This is a genomic window from Myxococcus sp. RHSTA-1-4, assembly GCF_020037125.1.
Classification (GTDB): domain Bacteria; phylum Myxococcota; class Myxococcia; order Myxococcales; family Myxococcaceae; genus Myxococcus.
Genome location: NZ_JAIQDG010000002.1, coordinates 309,647 through 333,095, shown reverse-complemented (window position 1 = coordinate 333,095; position 23,449 = coordinate 309,647). Strand labels below are relative to the sequence as shown.

Annotated in this window: 19 protein-coding genes; 9 read left to right on the top strand and 10 right to left on the bottom strand. The window is 70.6% G+C overall.

Going from position 1 to position 23,449, the window contains the following annotated elements; all coding sequences use genetic code 11:
- Position 1: 1 nt before the first annotated feature.
- Positions 2 to 1,150: a hypothetical protein gene (locus K8638_RS04850; protein ID WP_223753215.1), complete on the bottom strand. Its 1,149-nt coding sequence runs from the start codon at positions 1,148 to 1,150 to the stop codon at positions 2 to 4.
- Between the two features lie 48 nt (positions 1,151 to 1,198).
- Positions 1,199 to 3,364, bottom strand: coding sequence for an AAA family ATPase (locus tag K8638_RS04845; protein ID WP_223753214.1), 2,166 nt, complete (start codon positions 3,362 to 3,364; stop codon positions 1,199 to 1,201).
- Positions 3,365 to 3,844: 480 nt separating this feature from the next.
- Here K8638_RS04845 and K8638_RS04840 point away from each other — a divergent pair, with 480 nt between their 5' ends.
- The 4 genes from K8638_RS04840 (at position 3,845) to K8638_RS04825 (ending at position 7,400) form a co-directional block, all read left to right on the top strand.
- Positions 3,845 to 5,065: a heparin lyase I family protein gene (locus tag K8638_RS04840; protein ID WP_223753213.1), complete on the top strand. Its 1,221-nt coding sequence runs from the start codon at positions 3,845 to 3,847 to the stop codon at positions 5,063 to 5,065.
- An 85-nt stretch (positions 5,066 to 5,150) separates the two neighbouring features.
- Positions 5,151 to 5,468 carry a putative quinol monooxygenase gene (locus K8638_RS04835; protein ID WP_223753212.1) on the top strand — a complete coding sequence of 106 codons (318 nt, stop codon included), beginning with the start codon at positions 5,151 to 5,153 and terminating at the stop codon, positions 5,466 to 5,468.
- 1 nt (position 5,469) lies between these two features.
- Positions 5,470 to 6,636 carry an iron-containing alcohol dehydrogenase gene (locus tag K8638_RS04830; RefSeq protein ID WP_223753211.1) on the top strand — a complete coding sequence of 389 codons (1,167 nt, stop codon included), beginning with the start codon at positions 5,470 to 5,472 and terminating at the stop codon, positions 6,634 to 6,636.
- Between the two features lie 23 nt (positions 6,637 to 6,659).
- Positions 6,660 to 7,400 (top strand): dienelactone hydrolase family protein, encoded by a 741-nt coding sequence (locus tag K8638_RS04825; protein WP_223753210.1) that lies wholly within the window; start codon positions 6,660 to 6,662, stop codon positions 7,398 to 7,400.
- Positions 7,401 to 7,405: 5 nt separating this feature from the next.
- Here K8638_RS04825 and K8638_RS04820 read toward each other — a convergent pair whose 3' ends face one another.
- Positions 7,406 to 7,933, bottom strand: coding sequence for an MXAN_0125 family MYXO-CTERM protein (locus K8638_RS04820; RefSeq protein WP_223753209.1), 528 nt, complete (start codon positions 7,931 to 7,933; stop codon positions 7,406 to 7,408).
- A 371-nt stretch (positions 7,934 to 8,304) separates the two neighbouring features.
- Here K8638_RS04820 and K8638_RS04815 point away from each other — a divergent pair, with 371 nt between their 5' ends.
- On the top strand, positions 8,305 to 9,459 hold the full coding sequence (locus K8638_RS04815; RefSeq protein ID WP_223753208.1) for a hypothetical protein: 1,155 nt from the start codon (positions 8,305 to 8,307) through the stop codon (positions 9,457 to 9,459).
- Positions 9,460 to 9,567: 108 nt separating this feature from the next.
- Here K8638_RS04815 and K8638_RS04810 read toward each other — a convergent pair whose 3' ends face one another.
- From K8638_RS04810 to K8638_RS04795, 4 genes are all read right to left on the bottom strand, one after another.
- Complete coding sequence (locus tag K8638_RS04810; protein ID WP_223753207.1) at positions 9,568 to 11,097, bottom strand: aminotransferase class V-fold PLP-dependent enzyme; 1,530 nt, start codon at positions 11,095 to 11,097, stop codon at positions 9,568 to 9,570.
- Between the two features lie 26 nt (positions 11,098 to 11,123).
- Complete coding sequence (locus K8638_RS04805; protein WP_223753206.1) at positions 11,124 to 12,728, bottom strand: FGGY-family carbohydrate kinase; 1,605 nt, start codon at positions 12,726 to 12,728, stop codon at positions 11,124 to 11,126.
- Between the two features lie 222 nt (positions 12,729 to 12,950).
- The gene (locus K8638_RS04800) at positions 12,951 to 13,370 is read right to left on the bottom strand and encodes a hypothetical protein (RefSeq protein ID WP_223753205.1); all 420 of its coding nucleotides are present in this window, start codon (positions 13,368 to 13,370) and stop codon (positions 12,951 to 12,953) included.
- Positions 13,371 to 13,425: 55 nt separating this feature from the next.
- Entirely contained in the window at positions 13,426 to 13,809 is a 384-nt protein-coding gene (locus K8638_RS04795) for a hypothetical protein (RefSeq protein WP_223753204.1), read from the bottom strand.
- 128 nt (positions 13,810 to 13,937) lie between these two features.
- Here K8638_RS04795 and K8638_RS04790 point away from each other — a divergent pair, with 128 nt between their 5' ends.
- Together K8638_RS04790 and K8638_RS04785 are read left to right on the top strand one after the other, a co-directional pair.
- Entirely contained in the window at positions 13,938 to 15,434 is a 1,497-nt protein-coding gene (locus tag K8638_RS04790; RefSeq protein WP_223753203.1) for a glycosyltransferase family 39 protein, read from the top strand.
- Positions 15,435 to 15,702: 268 nt separating this feature from the next.
- Positions 15,703 to 19,275, top strand: coding sequence for an endopeptidase (locus K8638_RS04785; RefSeq protein ID WP_223753202.1), 3,573 nt, complete (start codon positions 15,703 to 15,705; stop codon positions 19,273 to 19,275).
- A gap of 124 nt (positions 19,276 to 19,399) precedes the next feature.
- Here the strand turns inward: K8638_RS04785 and K8638_RS04780 are convergent, their stop codons facing one another.
- On the bottom strand, positions 19,400 to 20,599 hold the full coding sequence (locus K8638_RS04780) for an AI-2E family transporter (protein ID WP_223753201.1): 1,200 nt from the start codon (positions 20,597 to 20,599) through the stop codon (positions 19,400 to 19,402).
- Between the two features lie 327 nt (positions 20,600 to 20,926).
- On the opposite strand from K8638_RS04780, the gene K8638_RS04775 reads away from it, so the two are divergent.
- Positions 20,927 to 21,238 carry a hypothetical protein gene (locus K8638_RS04775; RefSeq protein WP_370643910.1) on the top strand — a complete coding sequence of 104 codons (312 nt, stop codon included), beginning with the start codon at positions 20,927 to 20,929 and terminating at the stop codon, positions 21,236 to 21,238.
- A gap of 69 nt (positions 21,239 to 21,307) precedes the next feature.
- Positions 21,308 to 21,724 carry a cupin domain-containing protein gene (locus K8638_RS04770; protein WP_223753199.1) on the top strand — a complete coding sequence of 139 codons (417 nt, stop codon included), beginning with the start codon at positions 21,308 to 21,310 and terminating at the stop codon, positions 21,722 to 21,724.
- 20 nt (positions 21,725 to 21,744) lie between these two features.
- Here the strand turns inward: K8638_RS04770 and K8638_RS04765 are convergent, their stop codons facing one another.
- Positions 21,745 to 22,206: a YciI family protein gene (locus tag K8638_RS04765; protein ID WP_223753198.1), complete on the bottom strand. Its 462-nt coding sequence runs from the start codon at positions 22,204 to 22,206 to the stop codon at positions 21,745 to 21,747.
- A gap of 30 nt (positions 22,207 to 22,236) precedes the next feature.
- The gene (locus K8638_RS04760) at positions 22,237 to 23,403 is read right to left on the bottom strand and encodes a hypothetical protein (RefSeq protein ID WP_223753197.1); all 1,167 of its coding nucleotides are present in this window, start codon (positions 23,401 to 23,403) and stop codon (positions 22,237 to 22,239) included.
- Positions 23,404 to 23,449 lie beyond the last annotated feature (46 nt).

Here is a 23,449-nt window from a genome sequence, read left to right as displayed (position 1 = left end):
GTCATTGCCTCGGGCCGTGCCGCGCGCGGTCGTACTCCACCAGGGCCTGGACGACCTCCTCCTGAGAGTCCGTCAGCCGGAGGTAGCGCGCGTATTCCTGTCCCTGGGCGAGCTGGACCAGCAGCGGGTACACGGGCCGGGTGCGCGTCCAGAACTCGGTGCCGAGGAAGATCATCGGGCTGATGACGCCCACGGAGTTGTAGTGGTTCTGGCAGGCGTCCTGGAAGACCTCCTGGATGGTGCCCGCGCTGCCGGGCGCGTAGACGATGCCGCCGCGGGCAATCGTGAGCAGGCCGTCCTCGCGCACGCTGTTGGCGAAGTACTTGGCGATGTGGGTGGCGAAGGGGTTGGGCGGCTCGTGCCCGTAGTGCCAGGTGGGGATGCCCAGGCTGTCGCAGTGGGGCCTGTCCTCGTCACGCAGCGGGAACGCGTTGCGCGCCTCGAAGGCGCGCGACAGCCACTCGCGGTCCGTGTAGCTGGGGGCCTTCGCGAGGATGGCGAGCCCTGCGTCCAGCTCCGCCTCGGTGCGGCGGGCGAACCAGGCGCCCACGTGGGTGGCCTCCATGGCGCCCGGGCCGCCGCCGCTGACCATGAAGAAGCCCTGGCGGGTCAGCTCCCGGGACAGTGCCGCCACCGCGCGGTAGTCAGGCTGCCCGCGCTTCATGGAGTGACCGCCCATGATGGCCACCACCTTGCGCGCGCCGCCCTCGGCTCCGAGCAGGTCCTCCATCGCATCGGTGACGGCATGGTCATGGAGGCGCTGCGACAGCGTCTCCAGGAGGGTGGGCGGGTTGCCCCGGCCGTGGGAGGCCCAGTGCGCGTAGATGCGGGCGTCCGGCGTGTCGGCGTACGTCTCCGGCCGCGCGGGGTCGAAGCCGGCGTACAGCTCCTCCGGCGAGTAGAGGCCGCCGCGGTAGGGCTGGTAGGGCAGCCCCGAGAACGGAGGGAACACCATGGCCCCGTGCGCGAGCGCGGCGCTCAGGGCTTCCTTCTCCAGCTCACAGCCCAGGAAGACGGTGCCCGCGAGCTCGGCGGAGGCCAGCTCGCGGGTGTACCGCCGCAGGTCCAGTCCCTGGATGACGGCGTTGGAGAAATGCGCTCCCGCGCGGAGGTGCCGTTCGAACGCGTCGATGGTTTCGATCTCGATCACCCCCGGAGGATTCCACGTCTGTCGCCCGGGACGGTAGGGGTTCCCCACTCAACGGAGGGAGTCGAGCGTCCGGAGCACGGCCTCCGCCTGGAGCTGCTCCGAGCGGGCCCCCACCGCGGCGGCGTCCTGCGCGGCGAGCTGGAGCTGGCGCCCGGCCTCCTCCAGCTCCCCCAGCCGCAACTGGGCGCGGCCCAGCGTGCAGCGCAGCAGCGACTGGAGCTTGCGGTCTCCCATCCTCGCGGCGAGCTGCAAGCCACGGACGGCGTCCTCCTTCGCCAGCTCCGGCGCGTCCGCCTGGATGTGAAGCAGCGCCAGCCCGTGGTGCGTGTACGCCATGCCCCAGCGGTCACCGGTGCGCGACTCCAGGTCCAGCGCGAGCTGGAAGAAGTGCGCCGCGCGCTCCCTGTCTCCCGCGCGCGCGTGGGCATCTCCCAGGTGGAGCAGGGCCATGGAGTGCTCCCACGTGTCCCCCGCGCGCTCGCTCCAGCGCAGCACGGCGGCATACTCCGCGGTGGCCTGCCGGGGACGGCCCAGGCCCATCAGCACGTTGCCCATGGCGCGGTGCAGGGCCGCCTCCACGCTGGCGCGCGCGGGCCCGTACTCCGGAGGCGCCAGCCGCAGCCGCTCGCGAGCGATGCGAAGCCGCGCGCGGGCCGGCTCGAACCGTCCCATCGCACAGAGCGCGAGCGCGGCGAGCGCATCCAGCGCCGCCGCCAGCGTGGGCACCGTCTCCAATCCCTCTCGGTAGCCCTCCTCCGCCAGCGCCACCACCTCCTCATGACGGCCCAGGGCGAACACCACGGAGGCCAGCTTGTGCAGGCGTCTCGCCCGGTCCACGCCCGTGGGCGGTGGGTCCTCCAGGTCCAGCGTACGGGCGCTGCGCCACGCGGACTCGGCCTCCTCCTTCGCCCCGGACAGCCGGTGCGCATCGCCCTGCTGCTCCCAGAGCACGCGCTGCCACTCGCGGGATGCGGCCGGCTCCAGTCCGAGCGCGAGCCCGAGCGCGAAGCGATACACCGCGAGCGCGGAGGCCGGCTCCAGCGCCGCGCGGTGCCATCCCGCCAGCTCCAGCAGGTGGGGCAGTGCGCGCTCCGGCTGGCCGGCGGCGAGCCAGTGCCGGCTCAGCTCCGCGCAGGCCCTGCGCCGCAGCTCCACGGGCAGCGCCTCGTAGGCCTCCGCGGCCCGGCGGTGCAGCGCGTACGAGTCCTCCCCGCCCTCGTCCGCCCCGCCCTCGGAAAGGCTGGCGGCCCAGATGTACCGTCCGCCCGCCGCGGCCCGCAGCCACCCACCCGTCTCCAGCCACGCGAGCGGCGCGTAGCCGCCCACCAGCGCGCCCAGCACCGGCCGGGGGAAGGAAGGCCCGAGCACGGACGCCGCATGGAGCGCCTCGCGCTGCCCGGGGGACAGCGCCTCCAGGCGCGCCGCGAGCGCCTCCGTGCCCGTGAGCGGCACCGGGGCTCCGGGGCACTCCTCGTGGAGGGTGATGGCATGCAGCAGGTGCAGCGGATGTCCGGCGCTGCCACGGAGCAGCGCCTCACGCGCCTCGGGTGCCACCCAGCTGGAGTGCACGCGCTGTGAGAACAGGGCCGCGGACTCCTCGTCGGACAGCGGCCCCACCGTGAGAACCTCGACCGGCAGCGGCATCGGCGCCGTGCCACCGGGGCGCTGGAGCGCGAGCAGCAGCAGCGGCGTGTGGCTCAGGCGAGACACCAGGACCTCGAGGAGCGCATGGCTCAGCGGGTCCGCGTGCTGCCAGTCCTCCAGCACGAGCAGCCGGGGCTGGCGGTGGGGCATCAACGCATGGCAGACGGCGTCGAACAGCGCGGTGCGCTCCGCGGCGAGGCTCGCGGGCACCCCCTGCCGCTCACGGCCCTCCAGGAAACGTGCGAGCAGCTCCGCATCCGAGCTGGACACACGGCCCACCCCGGGAGGCGGCTGCAGGGCGCGCGTGGCCTCCAGCAGCTCGCGAAAGGGGCCGGCGGGCGTGCCGGGCAGGGCCATGCCACTGCCCTCCCACACCTCGAAACCTCCGAGGGCCAGCTCCACCACGAGTGCATCCTTCAACCGGGACTTGCCCAGGCCCGCCTCGCCCACCAGCCAGACCGCGCGCCCCTGCCCTCGCCGTGTCTCCGCGGCGAGGCCCCGCAGCCGGCCCAGTTGCGCCGCTCTCCCGACCAGTGGGGGCTGGCAGGTGGGTGGCGTCCACCTGCGCACCGGTGCGCCCTGTCGCCCCCCGGGTGGGGTCCGCGGGCATGCGAGGGTGCCCGCCGGAATTCGAGCCCCACAGGCAACACAAATGCCCGAGGACGAGGCCATGGCCACCTCCATTGAAATGATGTGTGGGGCGACCCTGGAGTTCTAACGCCCCGGGTATTTCGCGCGCCTCGCGCCTCAGGGCTGTACGAGTGTCGTCACCCCACGGTGCACATGGACCTTCGGGCTGACAACGGGACGACAATCGCGCCGCGACGAACAATTACAACCCGGTTACTCCAAATACCGCGATGCATGTCTCGCTTTCCTTCCTGGAGGGCAGGCAGGCTCCAGGGGGAAGTGTTGAGTACGAAATAGTTCTCCCTGATACTCGTTCTCGTCGCAGCGAAGCCCCCATCCCTCAAAGCCAGACGCCCACCCGCCCGCGCTCCGCGGCGCGGCTTCACTCCCCGTCTGCCTTTGCCCCCCCAGAGAGCCATCATGAAGAAGACCCTCCTGCTGGTTGGAACGCTGCTCGGCGTCGGCGGCGCTGGCTGTGGCGCGTACGCCCCCTCCACCGAAGCGGGCGAGGCCCCGGACACCTCCGCCTCCGGGCTCACCGCGTCCAACTGCGCGCAGCTCACGGCCACCTCGGTCATCGCCAGCGGCAATGACGGCAACGTCCCCGCGAACACCCTGGACGACCGTCTGGACACGCGGTGGAGCAGCCTGGGCAAGGGCTCGTGGATTGACTACGACCTGGGCACCACCAGGACGGTCGCCGGTGCCACCGTCGCGTGGCACAACGGCAACACGCGGTCCAACACCTTCACGGTGTCCGTCTCTCCGGACGGCTACACGTACACGCAGGTCTTCTCCGGCAGGAGCTCCGGCACGACGACGGCGGCGGAGACCTACACCTTCCCGGCCGTGTCCGCCCGCCGCCTGCGCATCACCGTCAATGGCAACACGTTGAATGACTGGGCCAGCATCGCCGAGGCCCGCGCCTGCGCCGGCACGGTGACGACGCCCCCGCCGCCCACCGGCTCCAGCGTGGTGTGGGTGGGTGACTTCGAGACGGGTGACCGCTCGCAGTGGAGCCACACGCAGATGGTGAGCGCGGACCGGCTGGCCGTGGTGGCCTCGCCGCTGCGCCAGGGCCGCTACGCCATCAAGGCCACGGTGAGGCAGGGCGACGACCCCATCAACTCCAGCGGCAACCGCAATGAGCTGGTGAAGATGACGCGCGAGCCGGTGGGCTCCGAGTACTACTACCGCTGGAGCACGATGTTCGACTCCACCTTCCCCAGCGTGAGGACGTGGCAGCTCTTCACCCAGTGGCACCACGAGGGCGACTCGGGCTCGCCGCCGGTGGAGTTCTACGTCTACGGCGAGGAGATTCGCCTCAACATCGGCGGCAACCCGGGCGTCATCGTCTGGCGCACGCCGCTGGTGCGCGGGCAGTGGCAGGACTTCATCTTCCACGCGAAGTGGTCGCCGGACGCGTCGGTGGGCTTCGTGGAGCTGTACCTCAATGGCCAGCTCGTCCTGCCCAGGCGCTACATCGCCACCCAGTTCCCGGGCCAGCTCAACTACCTGAAGGTGGGCCTGTACCGGAACGACACCATCACCCAGACGGGCATCGTCTATCACGACGGGTGGACCATGGCCCGCTCGCTGCAGGACGTCCTCAGCCCGACGTCGGTCGTCACCGCGCCGTAGCGGCTGCCCGGCAGCGGACACCGGAGTGACTCCCGGGCCGAAGGCCGTCCACCCGCGCGGCCCCGGCCCGGAGTAGTTTCCGGGCATGTCCCAGACCCTGCTGGTCGTCCATGTCCATGTCCACGTGAAGCCGGAGCACGTGGAGGCGTTCCGCGAGGCCACCCTGGCCAATGCCCGCGAGAGCGTGAAGGAGCCCGGCATCGCCCGCTTCGACGTCATCCAGGACATGGAGGACGCGACGCGCTTCGTGCTCGTGGAGGTGTACCGGACGCCGCAGGCTCCGGCCGCGCACAAGGAGACGGCCCACTACCTCACCTGGCGCGACACGGTGGCGCCGATGATGGCGGAGCCGCGTACCAGCCGGAAGTACGTCAACCGCTTCCCCGACGACGCCGGGTGGTGACGTGAGCGGCCTCTCCTTCGAGTTCGCCACCGCCACCCGCATCGTCTTCGGCCCCGGCCGCGTCTCCGACGCCCCCGAGGCGGTGCGCGGCCTGGGTGGAAGCCGCGTGCTGCTCGTCACCGGGAAGGACCCGGCGCGCGCCCGGACGCTGCATGAGGCGCTGGAGCGGCCAGGCCTGCCCGTGCGCGTCTTCCCCGTGGACGGAGAGCCCACGGTGGAGCTGGCGCGGGAGGGCACGGCCGCGGCCGTGGAGTCCCGCTGCGACGCGGTGGTGGCCTTCGGCGGCGGCAGCGCGCTGGACGCGGGCAAGGCCATCGCCGCACTGGCGGCCAATGGGGGCGACCCGCTGGACTACCTGGAGGTCATCGGACGGGGCAAGCCGCTGACACGCCCCGCCCTGCCCTTCGTGGCCATTCCCACCACGGCGGGCACGGGCTCGGAGGTGACGCGCAACGCGGTGCTGGGCTCGAAGGAGGCGAAGGTGAAGGCCAGCCTGCGCAGCCCGCACATGCTGCCGCGGCTGGCGCTGGTGGACCCGGACCTGCTCACCGGGGCGCCCGCCGCCGTGCTGGCCTCCAGCGGGCTGGACGCGCTGTCGCAGCTCATCGAGCCCTTCCTCTCCGCGCGCGCCAACCCGCTCACGGACTCGCTGGCGCGCGAGGGCATGAGGCGCTCGGCGCGCTCGCTGCGGCGCGCGGTGCAGGAGGGGCCGGACGCGTCCGCGCGCGAGGACCTGGCGCTGGCCAGTCTCTTCGGCGGGCTGTGTCTGGCCAACTCCGGCCTGGGCGCGGTGCATGGCTTCGCGGCGCCGGTGGGCGGCATGTTCGAGGCGCCCCACGGCGCGGTGTGCGCGGCATTGCTGCCCGCGGTGCTGGACGTCAACCTGCGGGCCCTGCGCGCACGCGCGCCGGAACACCCGGCGGTGCCTCGCTTCCAGGAGGTCGCGGCGCTGCTGACGGGCCGGCCGGATGCACGCGCGGAGGATGCGCTCGTCTGGGTGGAGGGATTGCGCGCCGCGCTCCAAGTCCCGGGCCTGGGGCGTTATGGATTGACGGCGGCGGAAGTCCCGGCGCTGGTGGCCAGGGCGAAGGCCGCGAGCAGCATGAAGGCGAATCCCCTGGTGCTCACGGACGCGGAGCTCACGGAGATTGCCACCCGTTCGATGTAACCCACTGGAGGTCGGAGAGGCGTATGCAGGACATCGACATCAAGACTTCAAACGGAACGATGGATGCGAAGCTGTTCCACCCGGAGGAAGGCCAGGGGCCGTGGCCCGCCGTCATCCTGCTGGTGGATGCGTTCGGCATCCGGCCGGTGTTCGAGGAGATGGCGCACCGGCTCGCGAAGGAGGGCTACGTCGTCCTGCTGCCCAACGTCTTCTACCGGGAGGGCCACGCGTCGAAGCTGGACCTCAACGGCTCCTTCGAGGACGAGGCGTTCCGAAAGCGCATCTACGCGCTCATCGGAGGGCTGACGCCCGAGCGGCTCAGGGTGGACGCCGCCGCGGAGCTCGACTTCCTCGCCCGTCATCCCAGGGTGAAGGGGCCGAAGGTGGGCGTGGCCGGGTACTGCATGAGCGGCGGCATCGCGGTGCGCATGGCCGCGGACTCCCCGGACCGCATCGCCGCGGCGGCCTCGTCCCATGGCGGGCGCCTGGCGACGGACGCGCCCGACAGTCCCCACCGGCTCGTCGGCAGGGTGAAGGGCGAGCTGTACTTCGGCCACGCGGACAATGACAACTCGATGCCCGCCGAGGCCATCCAGAAGCTGGAGGCCGCGCTGAAGGAAGCAGGCGTCAAGCACCGCTCCGAGCTGTTCGCGGGCAAGCGCCACGGCTACGCGGTGGCGGGCACGGCGGCGTACGACGAAGAGGCGGCCGAGCAGCACTGGCAGCGGCTGCTCGACCTGTTCAACCGGACGCTGCGGACCTGAGCCGCTCAGCCTCGTCGGCGTCCCCGCAGCAGGGGCCCGACGAGCCACAGCAGCCCCGCGGCCACCAGCGCGCCGGGAGCCGCGGCACAGGCTCCATCAGCGGACGAAGCGCGCTGCCGGCAGTCCACGTCCGCCGAGAGGGTAAGGGGGTACTCGCGGCCATCCATCACGACGTGGAACGTCTGCTCCACGAAGCCGTCCCCGCGCCCACCGCCCGGGCGCTCCAGGTCCGCGTAATCGAAGCCCTTCCACTCGCCCGGCGCCAGCTCGACGACACACGGCTCCGTCCGACAGTGGAAGATGGACCAGCCGACCAGCGTCACGGGCTGGTCGCATTCATTCCAGACAGTGCTGATGCTGCAGCCCTGCTCCAGGCTGACATCGAGGCACGACACCTCGGAGACCACCTTCCGGTTCGTCGCCTGACAGGGACATGGCTCGTCGTCATTCGCCCACGCCACGCTCGCGCACAGCCCCAGGAACAATCCGAGCCCCGTCACCACTCCACGGGTCCGGAGATGAATCTCACGCATGGAAGCGCTCCTTCGAAACGCCGGCCCGTGGACGCATCCTGCCACGACTCCGCACCGGGGCACCGGGCATGCGTGCTTGCGTGATGGAGTCTCCATGGGCCCACTTGCCAGGAAGCACCGGCATCGTTAATCCTGTCGCCATGCACCTCGTGGTGAGCGCACGTCGATTTAGCCGCCCCCCGGCCCCGTTTGGGAGTCGGGAGGCCGTGCTGTTCGACTGAGCGCACGCCCCTCTCGTTGGTGGAACGCCGTCAGGCGCGACGCCCTCCCGAACTCGCCGGGGGGACATCCGAGGCCGGTGGCGCAAGGCGGCCTTCCCGCCCGGCGTCCCGGAGACCGTTCCGTTCCATCGCTCCACCGAGAGGTTTCCCATGTCGTCCGTCTCCCTCCCTGTCTCCACGTCCATCTCCATCCTCAGCGCCGACGAGCTCCGGCGCGCCCTGTCCGTCCGCGACCTCACCGACCCCGCCGCCGGCCCGCACGCCATGCAACTCCTCGTGTCCGCGGCGCTGGACGCCCTGCGCTCCACCTGGGGCTGCGAGGTGCGCATCCACCGTCAGAACCCCGTCGTCTCCATCGCCGACAACTACGACCGGCTGCACTATCCACCGGGTGGCGCCGCGCGGGACGCGCGCTACACGCGCTACGTCTGTGACACCGCGCTCTTGCGCTCGCAGACCTCGGCCATGATTCCGGGGCTCTTGCGCCGGCTGTCCGTGGCGCCGCCCGAGGACGTGCTGCTCGCCTGCCCCGGGCTCGTCTACCGCCGCGACTGCATCGACCGGCTGCACACCGGCGAGCCCCACCAGATGGACCTCTGGCGCATCCGCCGGGGGCCGCCCCTCACCACGGACGACCTGCGCGACATGATTGCCACTGTCGTGCGCGCGCTTCTCCCGGGCCGCGAGATGAAGCTGACGCCGGCCGTCCACCCGTACACCACGGACGGGCTCCAGGTGGACGTGCGCCACGGCACGGAGTGGGTGGAGATTGGCGAGTGCGGCCTGGCGCTCCCCGCGCTGTTGGAGGAGAGCGGGCTGGACACCGGCACCACCACGGGCCTCGCCATGGGCATCGGGCTGGACCGCATCCTGATGCTGCGCAAGGGCCTGGACGACATCCGCCTCCTGCGCACCTCGGACCCACGAATCGCCTCACAGCTCCTGGACCTGGAGCCCTACCGCCCCGTGTCCTCCATGCCGGAGGTGCGCAGGGACCTCTCCATCGTGCTCGACGAGCAGCAGACCCCCGAGGAGCTCGGAGACGCCGTGCGCGCGGCGCTGGGCGAGCGGGCGGAGCTGGTGGAGACGGTGCAGGTGCTCTCGGAGACGCCCTACGCCGCGCTGCCCGCGAGCGCGGTGAAGCGGATGGGCGTCACGCCCGGACAGAAGAACGTGCTGCTGCGCGTGGTGCTGCGCGCGCTGGACCGCACGCTGACACACGACGAGTGCAACACGCTCCGGGACGACATCTACGCGGCGCTGCACCGGGGCACCGCGTGGGAGTGGGCGGCCCGGCCCCACTGACGAGACGTGAGGCCACGGCCCCCGCGGCCTCACACCTCGCAGCGCGGGCCCATGCACCTGTGGGCCTGAGCGGCCCGGCCCCGCCGAGGAGGCAGGGCCGAGGAGGCCTCACACCTTGTAGAGCAGGTCCATGTACTTCTTGAGCAGGTCGCTCACCAACCCGCGGAAGGGCACGCTGGCCGCCATGCCGTAGACGGGCGCCATCGTCCCCTTCTCGCCGGGGTGTGCCTTCACGTGCTCCACGGCGGCGCGGAGGTCCTCCAGGAACTGCTCCGCCACGCCGGGCTGCGTGTGCCGCAGGGTGACACACAGGTGGACCGCGGAGGGCTTGTGCAGGCCGTTGAGGCTCCACCCGCGCTCGCTCATCCGCTCCATCACCTTGAACACGTCCACCGTCTCCGAGCCGAACGCGATGACGAACAGCGGCTCTCCCAGCACGTGCAGCTCGGGGATGGCGCGGATGCCCTGCTTGATGGTGGAGGCCGTCTCCAGGATGCGGCGCGTGGCCTCCAGGTAGCCCTGCTCGCCCATGCTCACCAGGGACGCCCAGGCCGTCGCGATGAGCGCGCCGGGCCGGCTGCCGGAGAAGGTGGGCGAGAAGTAGATGCCACCCGGCCAGTCCGTGGCCGTGAAGTACTGGAACGAGCGCAGCTCCGTGCCCCGGTACAGCACCACGGACGAGCCCTTCGCCGCGTAGCCGAACTTGTGCGTGTCCACGGAGATGGACGTCACGCCGGGCAGCCGGAAGTCGAAGGGCGGCACCTCGTAGCCCAGCTTCTTGGCGAAGGGCAGCACGAAGCCGCCCAGGCACGCGTCGGTGTGGAAGCCGATGCGCTTCTTGCGCGCCAGCTCGGACAGCTCCTCGATGGGGTCGATGACACCGTGGGGGAAGCCCGGCGCCGAGCCGATGAGCACAATCGTGTTCCGGTTGATGGCCTTCCTCGTCGCGGCCACGTCCGCGCGGTAGTCCGGCCCCACCGGCACGCGCACCATCTTCACGCCGAAGTAGTGCGCCGCCTTGTCGAAGGCGGGGTGGGCGCTCGCCGGCGCCACCATCTCCGGCTTCGTGATGCCCTTCTTCTCGCGCGCCCAATCACGGTACGTCTTGATGGCGAGCATGATGCTCTCGGTGCCACCGGACGACATGGAGCCGCAGATGTGCTCATTCGCGGGCCGGCCCGCGTTGGCGGCATCGGCGCCCAGCATGCCCGCCGTCATGGCCACCACCTCGGCCTCGAACTTGGTGGCGCTGGGCCACAGGTCCGCGTGGAGCGGGTTGCTCTGCGAGTGGAGCGCGTAGACGCGATTGAGGAAGTCGATGTGCTCCGAGTCGCCGTTGTACACGGCTCCGGACACCTTGCCCTCGCGCCAGCGCGACTCCTCCTTCAGCTCCAGCGCCTGCAATTCCTTCAGCACCTCCTCGCGCGAGCGCCCCGTCACCGGCAGGTGGTCGAAGCTGGGCACCTTGCCCCGGTACGGCTTGAGGCTGCCCTCCAGCTCGGACATCAGCGAGTCCGTCTCCTTCGACAGCAGGTCGCGCACCATCGGCACGGCCTTGAGGTAGCGCTCGGCCTTGGACAGCAGGCGCGGCGGCACGTGGTTCAGCAGGCGCATCGACTTCAGGTCGGGCAGTGCCATGGGGGTTCCTTTCCGTGTGCCGGGCTTCAGGCGCTCCGGGCGCGGTTGAGCCGCGCGAAGATGGCCTTGTTGGCCTTGTAGAGGTTGACGAACTCGCGGAACAACTCGTCGTAGAGCGCCCGGTTCTTCGGGTCCGGCTCATACGTGCGGGCGATGGGGACGAGCGAGGGAATCTCCTCCACCGTGAGCTTCCCCAGCGCCACCGCCGCCTGGAACGCGGCGCCCCGGGCATTGGCCAGCACGGGCTCGTCCACCTGCTGAATGGTGCGGCCCAGCACGTCCGCGTGAATCTGGCACCACAGCGGGGAGCGGGCCCCGCCGCCGATGATGCGCATCGACTCCAGCCGGCGGCCCACGAACTGCTCCACGTAGGTGAACAGCCAGCGCGAGTTGTACGCCACGCCCTCCATCACCGCCCGCACCATGTGGGCGCGCGTCGTCTTCAGCGACTGGTTGAAGAAGCCGCCGCGCAGCGCCTTGTCGTCCACGGGGCTGCGCTCGCCGTTGAGCCAGGGCATGAAGATGAGGCGGTCGCTCCCGGCGGGGACGCTGCCGGCCTGACGCTCCATCAGCTTGTAGACCTCCGCCGAGTCGTCCTCCGCCTCCGGGTGCCCGGGCTGCGTGTCCCGGCTGTAGAGGATGTTGTCCTTGAGGAAGGTGAGGCAGATGCCGGCGGACTCCTGCTCGTTGGCCAGCAGGTAGCGTCCCGGCAGCGCGGACGGCACCGAGGCCATCTGGTGGAAGAGGTCCGTCTTCTTGTAGGGCACGTGGCAGCTCAGCCACGACGAGGTGCCCACGCACAGGTGCGGCTCGTTGTCGCGCACCGCGCCGGAGCCCACCGCGGCGGCGAGGATGTCCGGAGCGCCCGTCACCACCTGCACGTCCTCGCTCAGGCCCAGCTCCCGCGCGGCCTCCGGCCGCAGGGGGCCGAGCACCGTGGCGGCGGGCACCAGGTCCGGCAGCTTCTCGCGCTCGAGCCCCGTTATCGCCAGGAGGCGCTCGTCGTAGGTGACGTGGCTCAAGTCGCGGTTGTCCGTCACCCAGTGCAGGGTGATGGAGTCGTACGAGGCGGCGAAGCGGCCGCTCAGCCGCAGGTTGAGCCAGTCCTTGGGCTCCAGGAACTTGTAGGTGTTCCGGTAGACGCCGGGGTGCTCCTTCTGAAGGTAGAGGATGTGGCCCACCGGGTCCTTCCCGGACAGGCTCGGCACCCCTCCGGACAGGCGTATCCACGTGAGCAGGCGGCGGATGCCGTAGCCCTCGATGGGGATGAAGCCGTCGGCCACGCGCTTCACATGGGCCGCGCCGCGCGAGTCCATCCAGATGAGCGCGGGGCGCAGGGGCCTGCCCGCCGTATCCACGGCCACGGTGCCGGACCACTGCGAGCTGCAGTTGACGCCGATGATGTCCTCGGCGCGGACGCGGCCGGACGCCAGCAGCCGCCGCGTGCCATGGACGATGGCGCGCCACCACGACTCGGGGTCCTGCTCGGCGCCTCCGTCGGGGAGCAGGTCGATTTCCAGCGGCTCCACGTCTCCGCCGAGAATTCTTCCCCGCAGGGACACCACGGCCAGCTTGACGGCCGAGGTGCCAAGGTCGATGGCCAGGATGCACTGCTCACCTGCGTGGGACACGCGGCCCTCCCTGCTGCGGGTCAGGAGTCGTCGGACGAGAGACTCCACCAACTCCAGGGAGTGCGTAACAGATGCCGACATCGAAACGCCGAAGAAAGTTCCATTTCGGAAATCGCGTGGCGCCTGACGGGAGGACTGGCCACCGGGAGCCCCGGCGAGCACGGGGATGTGCGGTGGTTCTGTAATACTCCGCGCTTGAAGTCGAGCCGAGGTACTGCGGACCTAACGCTGCACCGCGAGGATGCGCCACTGACGCATGTCGATGGCATAGGTCGCGCTGACATCGGTAACGGGCCCTTCTGAGTCGCAGGTCTGCGGCTTGGGGACGAATCGTACGAACATCACCCCTTCCGGTCCGGGTGCCGTCCACACATCGAAGGAGTCCCTCCTGTAGAGACACACTTCATCTGGCGTCGCCCCTTTGTGGGGCTTCACGTCCAATGGGCGGAAGTCGTCCATCGCGATCTGCGTTGCTACAGCGACGTTGGCGTGAATCTTCATCCGCCCCTCGGCGGGCAGGTCCAACGGAAACGTGAACCGGGCCGCTTCATCGGGAGGAGCATGCACGGGACGATAGGGGCGATAGAGCAGCGCACACGCAGGGAGGCCAAGCCCCAGCAGAATCAGCAGGCTCCGTTTCATGAGGCGTTCCTGGGCATCAAGGGAGACATCCGAACGAACATCCACATCACCGCCGCTACTCTCCATCCACGGGCGTAATGAAGCCGGTTTCCTTGTCCCCCTCGAGGATGTACCCGACAAGCTTCCAGGTCTTGGACTGCCGCAGATAGACCTCTCCCGGGCGGCGTTCACCCTTGTAGGGAATCAGCTTCATGATCGTGCACTCGGAGTCGAACTGGATGCGGATGGTCCAGTGCTGACTTTCGTTCCACCTGTCCTCCTGGGACATGGGAGAAGGAAACCAGGGATGACTGTGGTAATCGCCCAGGGTCACCGTTCGTCCGCGGTCATCCAGAACGAGCGTCGGCACGAGGCAGTGTTTCCGCTTTCTGTCCGCGCCGACCATCATTACCAGCGCCCGACGCAACTCGAAATTCTCCTTGCCCGGCTGGGAGTTCATGCCCCACCAGTGTGGAGCATGGGAGTCGATCAACTGCTCCAATCCGGGCAGGGCCCTGGCCGGGCCACCCTGGCCGCCGCGAGCCGGGCCTGTGTAACGTAGGCCCCGGACCTGGAGTGGGGGGTGGCATGCGCCGGCTCGTCATCAGCGCGAGGGAGCTGTGGACTCGGCACCCGGTGGCCCTGGGTGCCACGGCGGCGTTCGGCCTGAGCCTGCTCTTGCGGTGGCTGTTCCTCCAGGGGACGCCGGACCGCAACTGGCCCTTCTCCATCTTCTTCTATGGTGACTCGCGCTTCTTCCACACGTACGCCCTGGACTGGGCGCGGGGCACGCCGGCCCAGGCCACCCTGCCCTACCACCCGCCCCTGTTCCCCTGGAGCCTGGGGCTGCTCTACCGCGTGCTCGGCGAGCCCCAGGGCAGCGCGTACCCGTACAAGCTCGTCCTCGCGCTGCTGAACTCGGCCACGGTGGCCTTCACCTGGGTGTGGTGGCGCAAGGTGCTCGGCACCGGCTGGAGCCTCCTGGGCGCGGCCCTCTTCGCCTCCAGCTTCGGCTGGCTGGTGCTCTCCACCACGTACAGCAATGAGGTGCTGTACGCCCTCTTCCTCTCCGCCACCTGCGCGCTGATGCTGCGCTACCGCGCCGGGCCCACGTGGATGGGCGCCGTGCTGCTGGGCACCGTCATGGGCCTGGGCTCGCTGACGCGCGCCGAGCACCTCTACCTCTGGCCCTTCCTCACCGCCTGGGCGTGGCTGTACCGGGGGAAGACGCCGCTGCCCGCGCTGGCCATGCGCTGGAGCGCGGCGGTGCTCGTCTCCGCGCTGGTGCTGGCGCCGTGGGCCATCCACAACGCGCGCGTGCTGCGCGAAATCAACGCGCGCACCCCGGGGCTGGAGCCGCTGCCCACCCTGGCCCCCATCACCGTCTACGGCCCCATCAACTTCGCCATGGCCAACCACGCCGGCGCCACCGGCGGCTTCACGCCGGACGCCGTCAACCGGCTCGGCCAGGACGGAAACCTGGACGTGGCCAACCCCGCCCAGCGCCGCCTGCTGCTGCACGGCTACACGGAGGGACTGGCGTGGATGCGCGAGCACCCCGCCGACGCGGCCCGGCTGTGCGTGGCCAAGCTGGACCGGTGGCTGGACGGCTTGAGCCTGGGCTTCGGCGCGTCCAACCTGCCCTCCGGCCTGAGCGGCGCCCGCGCGCCCGTGGACCTCTTCGTGCCCGAGGGCGCCTGGCTCAAGTGGCCGCTGCTCCTCCTGCTCCTCGCCGGCGCGGCGCTGTCGCTGCTGCCCCCCTGGCGCACCTTCGCCCTCTTCACCGCGGTGCTGCTGCACCGCGCCCTCATCACCCTCGCCTTCTTCGGCTACTCCCGCGGGCTGCTCGCCATCTTCCCCGCGCTCCTCCCGCTGCTGCTGCTCCCCCTCGTCGCCCTCGCCGCGCGCCGTCCCTCGCTGGCCTCGCGGCTGCCCGCGTACGCCGCCGCCCTGCTGCTCCTCTTGTGGGTGGAGGCCGGCGCGCTCGCGCTCGGCGCGCCCCGCGGCTTCATGGCCAGCGGCAGCACCGACAGCACCAGCGGGAAGCTCATCCAGGACGACTGGGTGCGCATCTGGCCGCGCTAGCGGCAAGAACCAGCCTGTCAATACAAATCCGCCACCAATGTCTCCGAGTGATGCTCGGAGACATTGCCGGTTTCACACTCGGTGCGCGGCAGTGTCCTCCAGTCAACACTCCTACCCCTGATTTTCCTTGAGGATCTGCTTTCAATGGTCTCCCTGGGAATTACCCGGATTCTCAATTTGTGTCAGTGTCGCTAATTGCGTGTGCGGGCTCCGGTCTTGGAGCCACCCCGGGTCCGTAACCCCGCGGGCCCCCGTCGAGGAGAACCGCATGCGCCACACCAAGGTGTCAGCAGCATGTCTTGCCCTGCTCGTGGCAGGAGTGAGCTGGGCGTTCCAGCCACCCGAGGCCGGGCAGAGCGCCGTCGCAGACAAGGCTTTCTTCAAGCCCGAGCTGTACCTCCCCATCCAGAACGTCCCGCTGGACACCGCGCGCCGGAGCATGAACTCGCTCAGCGCCGACGCGTGGGATGACTTCTTCGCCCGCAACGGGAAGGACTTCCACGTCTATATCGACCCGCGCACCGGCGCTCCCACCGCCGTGCAGGGCTCGATTCCCCTCATCCCCGGTGACGGCTTCAACAACAAGGTCACCCTCGACCAGGTGCGCGAGTCCATCGGCCGCTCCGTCGCGGACGTGGACGCGTCCGTCGTCGAGGACCTCGTCCTCAAGTTCATCGCGGACAACCAGGCCGCGTTCAACATCGACCTGATGCAGCTGGGCTCGCCCCGCGTCACCCAGGTGGCCGAGCACCTGTGGCAGGTCCACATCCCGCAGCAGATCAACGGCGTCGCCGTGCGCCACGGCCGCCTGGCCGCCACCATCAGCCACGGCAACCTCATCCTCCTGGGCACCGAGGCCTGGGCCAACGTGGGCATCGACACCCGCCCCACGCTCGCCCCCGCCGACGCGCTCGTGGCCGGCAACGGCTTCGTCGGCCTGAACACCTCCCCGCAGGTGCTCTGGCAGCAGCCCACGCTCGAGGTCGCCCCCGTCGCCCGCCAGGGTGAGGCCTTCAGCGGCGCCGTCGGTACCGGCTACGAGCACCAGCTCGTCTACGCCTACGGCTTCCAGGACCCGGACGCCCACCAGCGCTGGAAGGTGACGGTGGACGCCCACTCCGGCGAGGTGCTCGCCATCGAGGACGACAACCACTACTTCGACGCGCAGATCAAGGGCGGCGTCTACCCGTCCACCAACATCGAGACCTGCGCCGACAACACCGTCTGCGGCACCATGCAGCCCAACACGCCCATGCCGTGGGCCAACACGGGCGTGGCGTCCCCCAACAACTTCACCGACGGCGCCGGCATCTACAACTTCACGTCCGGCACCGCCACCACCACCCTGGCCGGCAAGTACGTCCGCGTGTCGGACAGCTGCGGCGCCATCAGCGAGAGCTCCACCACGGGCAACATCGACATGGGCGGCACCAACGGCCAGCATGACTGCACCGTGCCCCCCGGCTCCTCCCCGGGCAACACCTCCGCCTCGCGCTCCAGCTTCTACGAGCTGAACAAGCTGGCCGAGCAGGCCCGCGGCTGGCTCCCCACCAACACCTGGCTCCAGGGCCAGCTCGTCTCCAACGTCAACATCAACAGCACCTGCAACGCCTTCTGGAACGGCTCCTCCGTCAACTTCTACCGCAGCGGCGGTGGCTGCCGGAACACCGGTGAGATTGGCGCCGTGTTCGACCACGAGTGGGGCCACGGCATCGACGACTTCGACGCCAACGGCACGCTGTCCAACTCCTCCGAGGGCTACGCGGACATCGCCGCCATCTACCGCCTGCAGACCTCGTGCGTGGGCTACGGCTTCTTCCACACCAGCAACCGCGGCTGCGGCCAGACGCCGGACGGCTCCGGCTACAACCAGCAGGAGTCCCAGGTCACCGGCCAGTCGTGGTGCAACACGAAGTGCTCCGGCGTTCGCGACGCGGACTGGGCGGCCAGCGTCCCCAACACCCCGGCCACGCCGCAGAACTTCGTGTGCCCCATGTGCAGCTCCAGCACCGGCCCCTGCGGCCGCCAGGTGCACTGCGCCGCGTCTCCCGCGCGCCAGGCCGCCTGGGACCTCGTCACGCGTGACCTGAGGGCGGCGCCGTTCAACTACGACTCCAACACCGCCTTCATCGTCGGCAACAAGGTCTTCTACCAGGGTAGCGGCAACATCGGCACGTGGCACGGCTGTAACTGCACCGCCGGCACCTCCGACGGCTGTGGCGCCACCAACGGCTACATGCAGTGGCTGGCCGCGGACGACGACAACGGCAACCTGAACGACGGCACGCCGCACATGACGGCCATCTACGCCGCCTACAACCGCCACAACATCGCGTGCAGCACGCCGGCTCCCGTCAACTCGGGCTGCTCCGGTGGCCCCACCGCCGCCCCCACCCACACCGCCACCCCGGGTGACGGCCAGGTGGCCCTGAGCTGGACGGCCTCCGCGGGCGCCTCCGAGTACTGGGTGATGAAGACCGAGGGCTTCGCCGGCTGTGACTTCGGCAAGGCCAAGGTCGCCACCGTCACCGGCACCAGCTACACCGACACCGAGGTCGCCAACGGCCGTCAGTACTGCTACTCCATCGTCCCGGCCTCCTCGAACGCCTGCTACGGCCGCGCCAGCACCTGCAGCTGCGCCACGCCGAGCTGCACGGCGCCGGGCGTCGCCTCGCTGTCCACGCCCGCCAACGGCGCCACCGGCGTGGAGCCGGCCGCCGCGCTGGACTGGGCCGACGTGTCGGGTGCCTCCACGTACGAGGTGCAGGTGGCCTCCGACTCCGCCTTCACCAACGTCGTGGCCACCGCCACCACGCTCGTGAGCAGCAACTGGACGGTGTCCCCGGCGCTCAACACCAACGCCACCTACTACTGGCGCGTGCGCGCGAAGAACTCGTGCGGCGGCGTGGGCGCGTGGTCCTCCACGTTCAGCTACACCACGCGCGGCTGCATCACCCTGGCCGCCCCCACGCTGGTCTCCCCGGCCAACGGCGCCACGGGCATCGGCACCTCCGCGGTGCTCGACTGGAACGACGTGACGGGCGCCGCCCGCTACGAGGTGCAGGTCGCCACCGACTCCGCCTTCACCAACGTGGTGCGCTCCAACACCACGCTGGCCGCGAGCACGTGGACGGTGTCGCCGGCCCTGTCCAGCTCCACCGTGTACTACTGGCGGGCCCGCGCCGCGGATAGCTGCGGCACCAGCGCCTACAGCGCGACGAACAGCTTCACCACCACCAACATCTGCACGCCGGTCGCCGCCGCGTTCGACACCACCCGCCAGGCCCCGGCCTGCGGCACGGTGTGCGGCTGCGACACCGGCACCACGCTGGTCAACGGCCGCGGCACGCTGTCCGGCGGCAACGAGCCCAACCAGCCCAACACCATCGCCGACTCGTGCGCGGACGGAAACTCCGGCACGTACCACTCCGACGAGAGCATCGACCGGGTGGTCATCAAGACGGTGGACAACGGGCCCTTCGCGGTGGGCAAGCAGGTGACGGTGGAAGTGACGGCCTGGTGCTGGGGCACGTCGGACCAGTTCGACCTGTACTACACGACCAACGCGGCGACGCCGACCTGGACGGCGCTGACCACGAACCAGGCCTGCACCGGCGGTGGCGCGGCCCGGGTGTTCACGCACACCTTCACCCTGGGCGCCACGGCGGGCACGCACGCCATCCGCGCGCAGTTCCGCTACGGCGGCACGGCCAGCGCCTGCACCTCCGGCAGCTACAACGACCGCGACGACCTGGTGTTCGGCGTCGGTTCGACGGTGGCGGCCTCGCCCTCGGGCAAGAAGAGCAGCGCGCAGGGCCGCTCCGCTCCCGCGGACCGCTGACGTCCCGCCGGTCTCCCGCCCCGGCCCCGAGCCGGGGTGGGCCTGTCCGGTGTGACACCTGAATAGACGAAGGGCTCCCGGGAAGCGCTCCGGGGGCCCTTCGCTTCTTCGCGGGCCGCGGACCTCAGTGGGGCTCGTTCCGCTCCGGGGGCTCGGCGTGCTCGGGCCGCTCCGGCACGGACGGCCGGGGCTCCTCCATGGGCCCGGCGAACAGGAGCCCCTCCTCCACCGCGCCCCGGCCCGTCTCGCGCCGCGCCTGCTCGCGCCGGTGCGCCTCCTTGTACCCCTCGTGGCGGTAGCGGAGCACCTCCTGGACGAGCACCTGCGCCGCCGCCGCCAGCGGCACGGCGAGCACGACGCCGGACAGTCCCGCCAGCGCGCCTCCGAAGAGCACCACGATGGAGATGAGCAGCGGGTTCATCCGGATGGCGCGCCGCTGGATGATGGGCCCGAGCACGTTGGACTCAATCTGCTGGTACACCATGAACACCACCAGCGCGATGAGCGCGGGCTTGAGGCCCAGGGTGGCGAGCGTGGTGAACGCCACCAGCACCGCGCTGATGACGCTGCCGATGTAGGGGATGATTCCCAGCAGCATCACCACCAGCCCGAGCGCCAGGAAGTACGGCACGCCCTGGATGAGCGCCACGGTGGCGGCCACCGTGCCGCCGATGGTCATCACCAGCAGGGTGCCCGCCAGGTAGTTGCCCACCGCCTCGCGCATCCGCGACACCAGCAGGCGCACGCGCGGCCTGCGGCGCGGGGACACCCACTGGAGGATGCTCTCGTAGAGGTCCGCGCCGAAGAGGAGCGTGAAGACGGTGAGGGCCACGACGGTGATGCCCGTCGCCACCAACCCCAGCGTGGAGGACAGGACGTCGATGGCGCGGCCCGCGAGGTCCGCCGGCTCGAAGCGGGCCAGCAGGTCCTCCGTCCTGAGCTGGACGTCGTAGCGCCTGCTCAAGTCCCTCACCCACTCCGCCTCCGAGAGCGCCTGCAGCCGCCCGGGCAGGGACTGCACCAGGGACTGGAGCTGCTGCACCAGCATGGGCACCAGCGTGCCCACCAGCAGGGCCATCACCCCCAGCAGCAGCAAGGCCACGACGGCCACGCCCAGCCCGCGCTTCAGCCCCCAGCGCTCCAGCCGGCGCACCAGCGGGTCCAGCGCGATGGATACCAGCACCACCACGGCCAGCAGCGTGAGCACGGGATACAACTGCCGGATGGCCAGCCAGCACAGGCCGAGCAGCAGGACCTGCAGCCCCACGGCCCACACCGTGCGCGGGGGTACATAGACCGGGAGCTGCCGACGCGTGGCCTTCATGTCCCTCAAGGTAGGAAGTGGCGGGCCGCGTGGCAGGCGCTCCCCGGGTGCGCCCGCGCCGGTTTTCGGCAAGCGCCCGTCAGCCCTGGCGTTCAGGCGACTTGGGGGAAGAGCAGGCAGACGGGCGAGCACCTGTCCGGGCGCCCCCCTTCCGGGTTGGCGAACGGGGGCCTTTCGGCCCACCCGTGCCATTGAGGTGACGCGACCCCACCCTCCAGGGCGACAACGGTTCCAAGAAACCGGGACGCGACCTGTCCGATAATCTTCAAGGAACGTTGCACGACGTGGTGCGCGGAGGATGACGCGATGTGGATTGAGGCCATCGTCATGCCCCGAGAGAATCCCCGGCCGACCCGGTCGCTGTCGCGGCGTTCACGGGGCAGCCGGGCGGCCGTTTCCCCGCCTGCCCCCGAGCGCCCGCGGCTCCATGCCTCCGGGGGCGAAGAGGGCCGGCGCTTCCGCGACGCGGTGCTGGGCTTCCTGCAGGCACGCCGCCTGATGAGCGCGGTGCGGTGGATCAGCGAGCCGGGCGCCCTGCCCCTGGTGACGCTGCACTGCACGCAGGGCGTGCTGGAGCAGCTCCGGCAGGCGCCGGAGTTCGAGGCCGGGCTGTCCATGAACCTGGAGTTCCTCGCCTGAGCGCTGCCCGGGCTCGCGCGCGCCCCTAGCTTCCACTGGAAGACAGGGACAACCGCGGAGGAACGCGCCATGAGCCAACTCATCATCAAGCACTTCTCGACACCGGACGAGCGCCGTCCTTTCGTCGCGCACGGACATGCCGACATCCTGAATTTCGAGGGCGGACGCACCACGGGGCTGGGCGTCTTCGAGCCGGGCTGGAAGTGGTCGGAAGATATCCGGCCCATCGCTGGCACGGACAGCTGCCAGGTCGCCCACACCTGCTTCGTCGTCTCCGGCCGGCTGGCCATCGCCATGGACGACGGCACCCGGGGCGAGCTGGGGCCGGGGGACATGGCCATCATCCCGCCCGGCCATGATGCCTGGGTCGTGGGTGATGAACCCTGCACCCTGGTGGACTTCGAGGGCATGTCCCAGTACGCGCGCCGCGAGGAGGCGGGCACGCGGCCCGGAGTCACCGAGGAGGTGGCTCCCGGCATTCACTGAGCCGGCGCTCCGCTCGGCTGCTACGGCGTGCAGGACAGGCCGGGCTCGGGAGGAATGTGTCCTTCATAGGTGAGGCCGGTGGGGCCGTACCAGGGCAGCACTTCGATGGTGAAGCGGCCGGCCTTCACGGCCGGGTCCTGGGCCGTGAGGGCGAGCGCCTCCTCACGCGTGGCGACGTCGAAGATGAAGATGCCGGCGAGGGCGTCCGGCGGTGCGTCGGCCGGCACGTCGAAGGGGCCGGCGATGACCAGCTTCCCGCACTTCGCCAGCCGCTCGATGTTGGCCATGTGCCCCTTGCCGGCCTCGACGGCCTCCGGCGTGCGCTCCTTCGTCCACGCCGGCCCGCGCCGCAGGAAGGCCATGTAATAGGTGCGCATGGAGAACTTCTTCTCCGGCTCGGGCTGGGGGCCGGCGGCGCTCCGGCCGGTGGCACAGCCGGTGACGAGCGTGAGTACGAGGGGAATGAGGAGAGCGGTTCGCATCGCGCCTGCTTAACACGCGCGTCCGGGGCCTCAGGCGTCCACGCGAGCGGCCTCCCAGGCCCGCAGCACCAGTCCCTCCAGTGAGTCAGGCTCCCACCAGCCCCGCGCCATCGACGTCCCCACCGAGCGGGACACGATGAACGTGCGCAGGACCCCGCGCACCCTCGACGCTTCCGGGCTCAGGGACGCCGGTGCCGCGCGGCGGGCGCTCTCCACCATTCGCATCCACCGATGCTCCGGCCAGCGCTCGGCTTCGAAACGCTCGGGGTGGAGCGCCTCCCACAGCTCATAAGCCAGCTCGAAGAGTCCGGCCCGGACCTCCGGCACGGCGTTCGAGGCACCCAGCCGCGCGTCGGGCGACCGCTCGCGCGCGCAGAGCCAGAACGACACGTCCGGCCACTCGGCGGGCGTGGGCTGGAAGTTCTCCAGGCGCTCGCGGACGAGCGAGTCGAGCCATGCCCGTGCCGTCTGGAACCAGTACTCGGCCCGTGCGAGGTGCTCGGGTCCGTCGTGCGGCGCGTGGTGCGATTCACGCCCCGCGCGCTTGCGCACCTCCGCCTCGACACCTCCCGCCGGGTCGACACCCGCGAGCCGCGCCCAGCACACGGAGAGCGCCGCCTCCCCCACCGGCCACTGCCGCCGCAGCACCGCGAGGTCATCATCCCGAAGCGGCGGCGGCCCGGCGAAGTCTCGGGGCTCGGCGAAGAGGTCTCGCAGCAGCGTGCCGAACGTGGAGACGTCCCGCAGCGCGGGCAGGTCATCGGGCAGCACCTCGACGGCCACGGACCACCTCCGCGCCGGGACCACCTCGCGAGGCGCGCACCGCGCGTGGTCCTCCAGCGCCCGGAGCAGCCCGGTGGGGCTCGCGCCCTCCACTCCGGCCCCAAGCCGCCGGGCAGCGGTGAGAAAGCACGCATCGCGCAGGGCCTGCGTCTCGTGGAGCATGCGCACGGTGGACGACGACTCGGGCCAGCCCTCCGCCCGCGCGCGTCGCAGGGCCATGGCGAGCGCCGCGTCCACGCGCTCCTGCTCCGCGCCCACGTCTCGCAAGCCCCCCGCCCTCGCGCGCACCCGCTCTTCCCAGTTCGGCGCGCGCAGGGTGTCCAGCAGCTCCCGGTAACGGAGCCGAGCGGCCTCCAGCAGCTCCGCGCGTCCCTCCAGCCTCGCCCGGTAGGTGTCCGAGGATGGGGCCACCATCAGCCACTCACGGGGTGGAGTTCACCATCACACGACATGGCCCCAT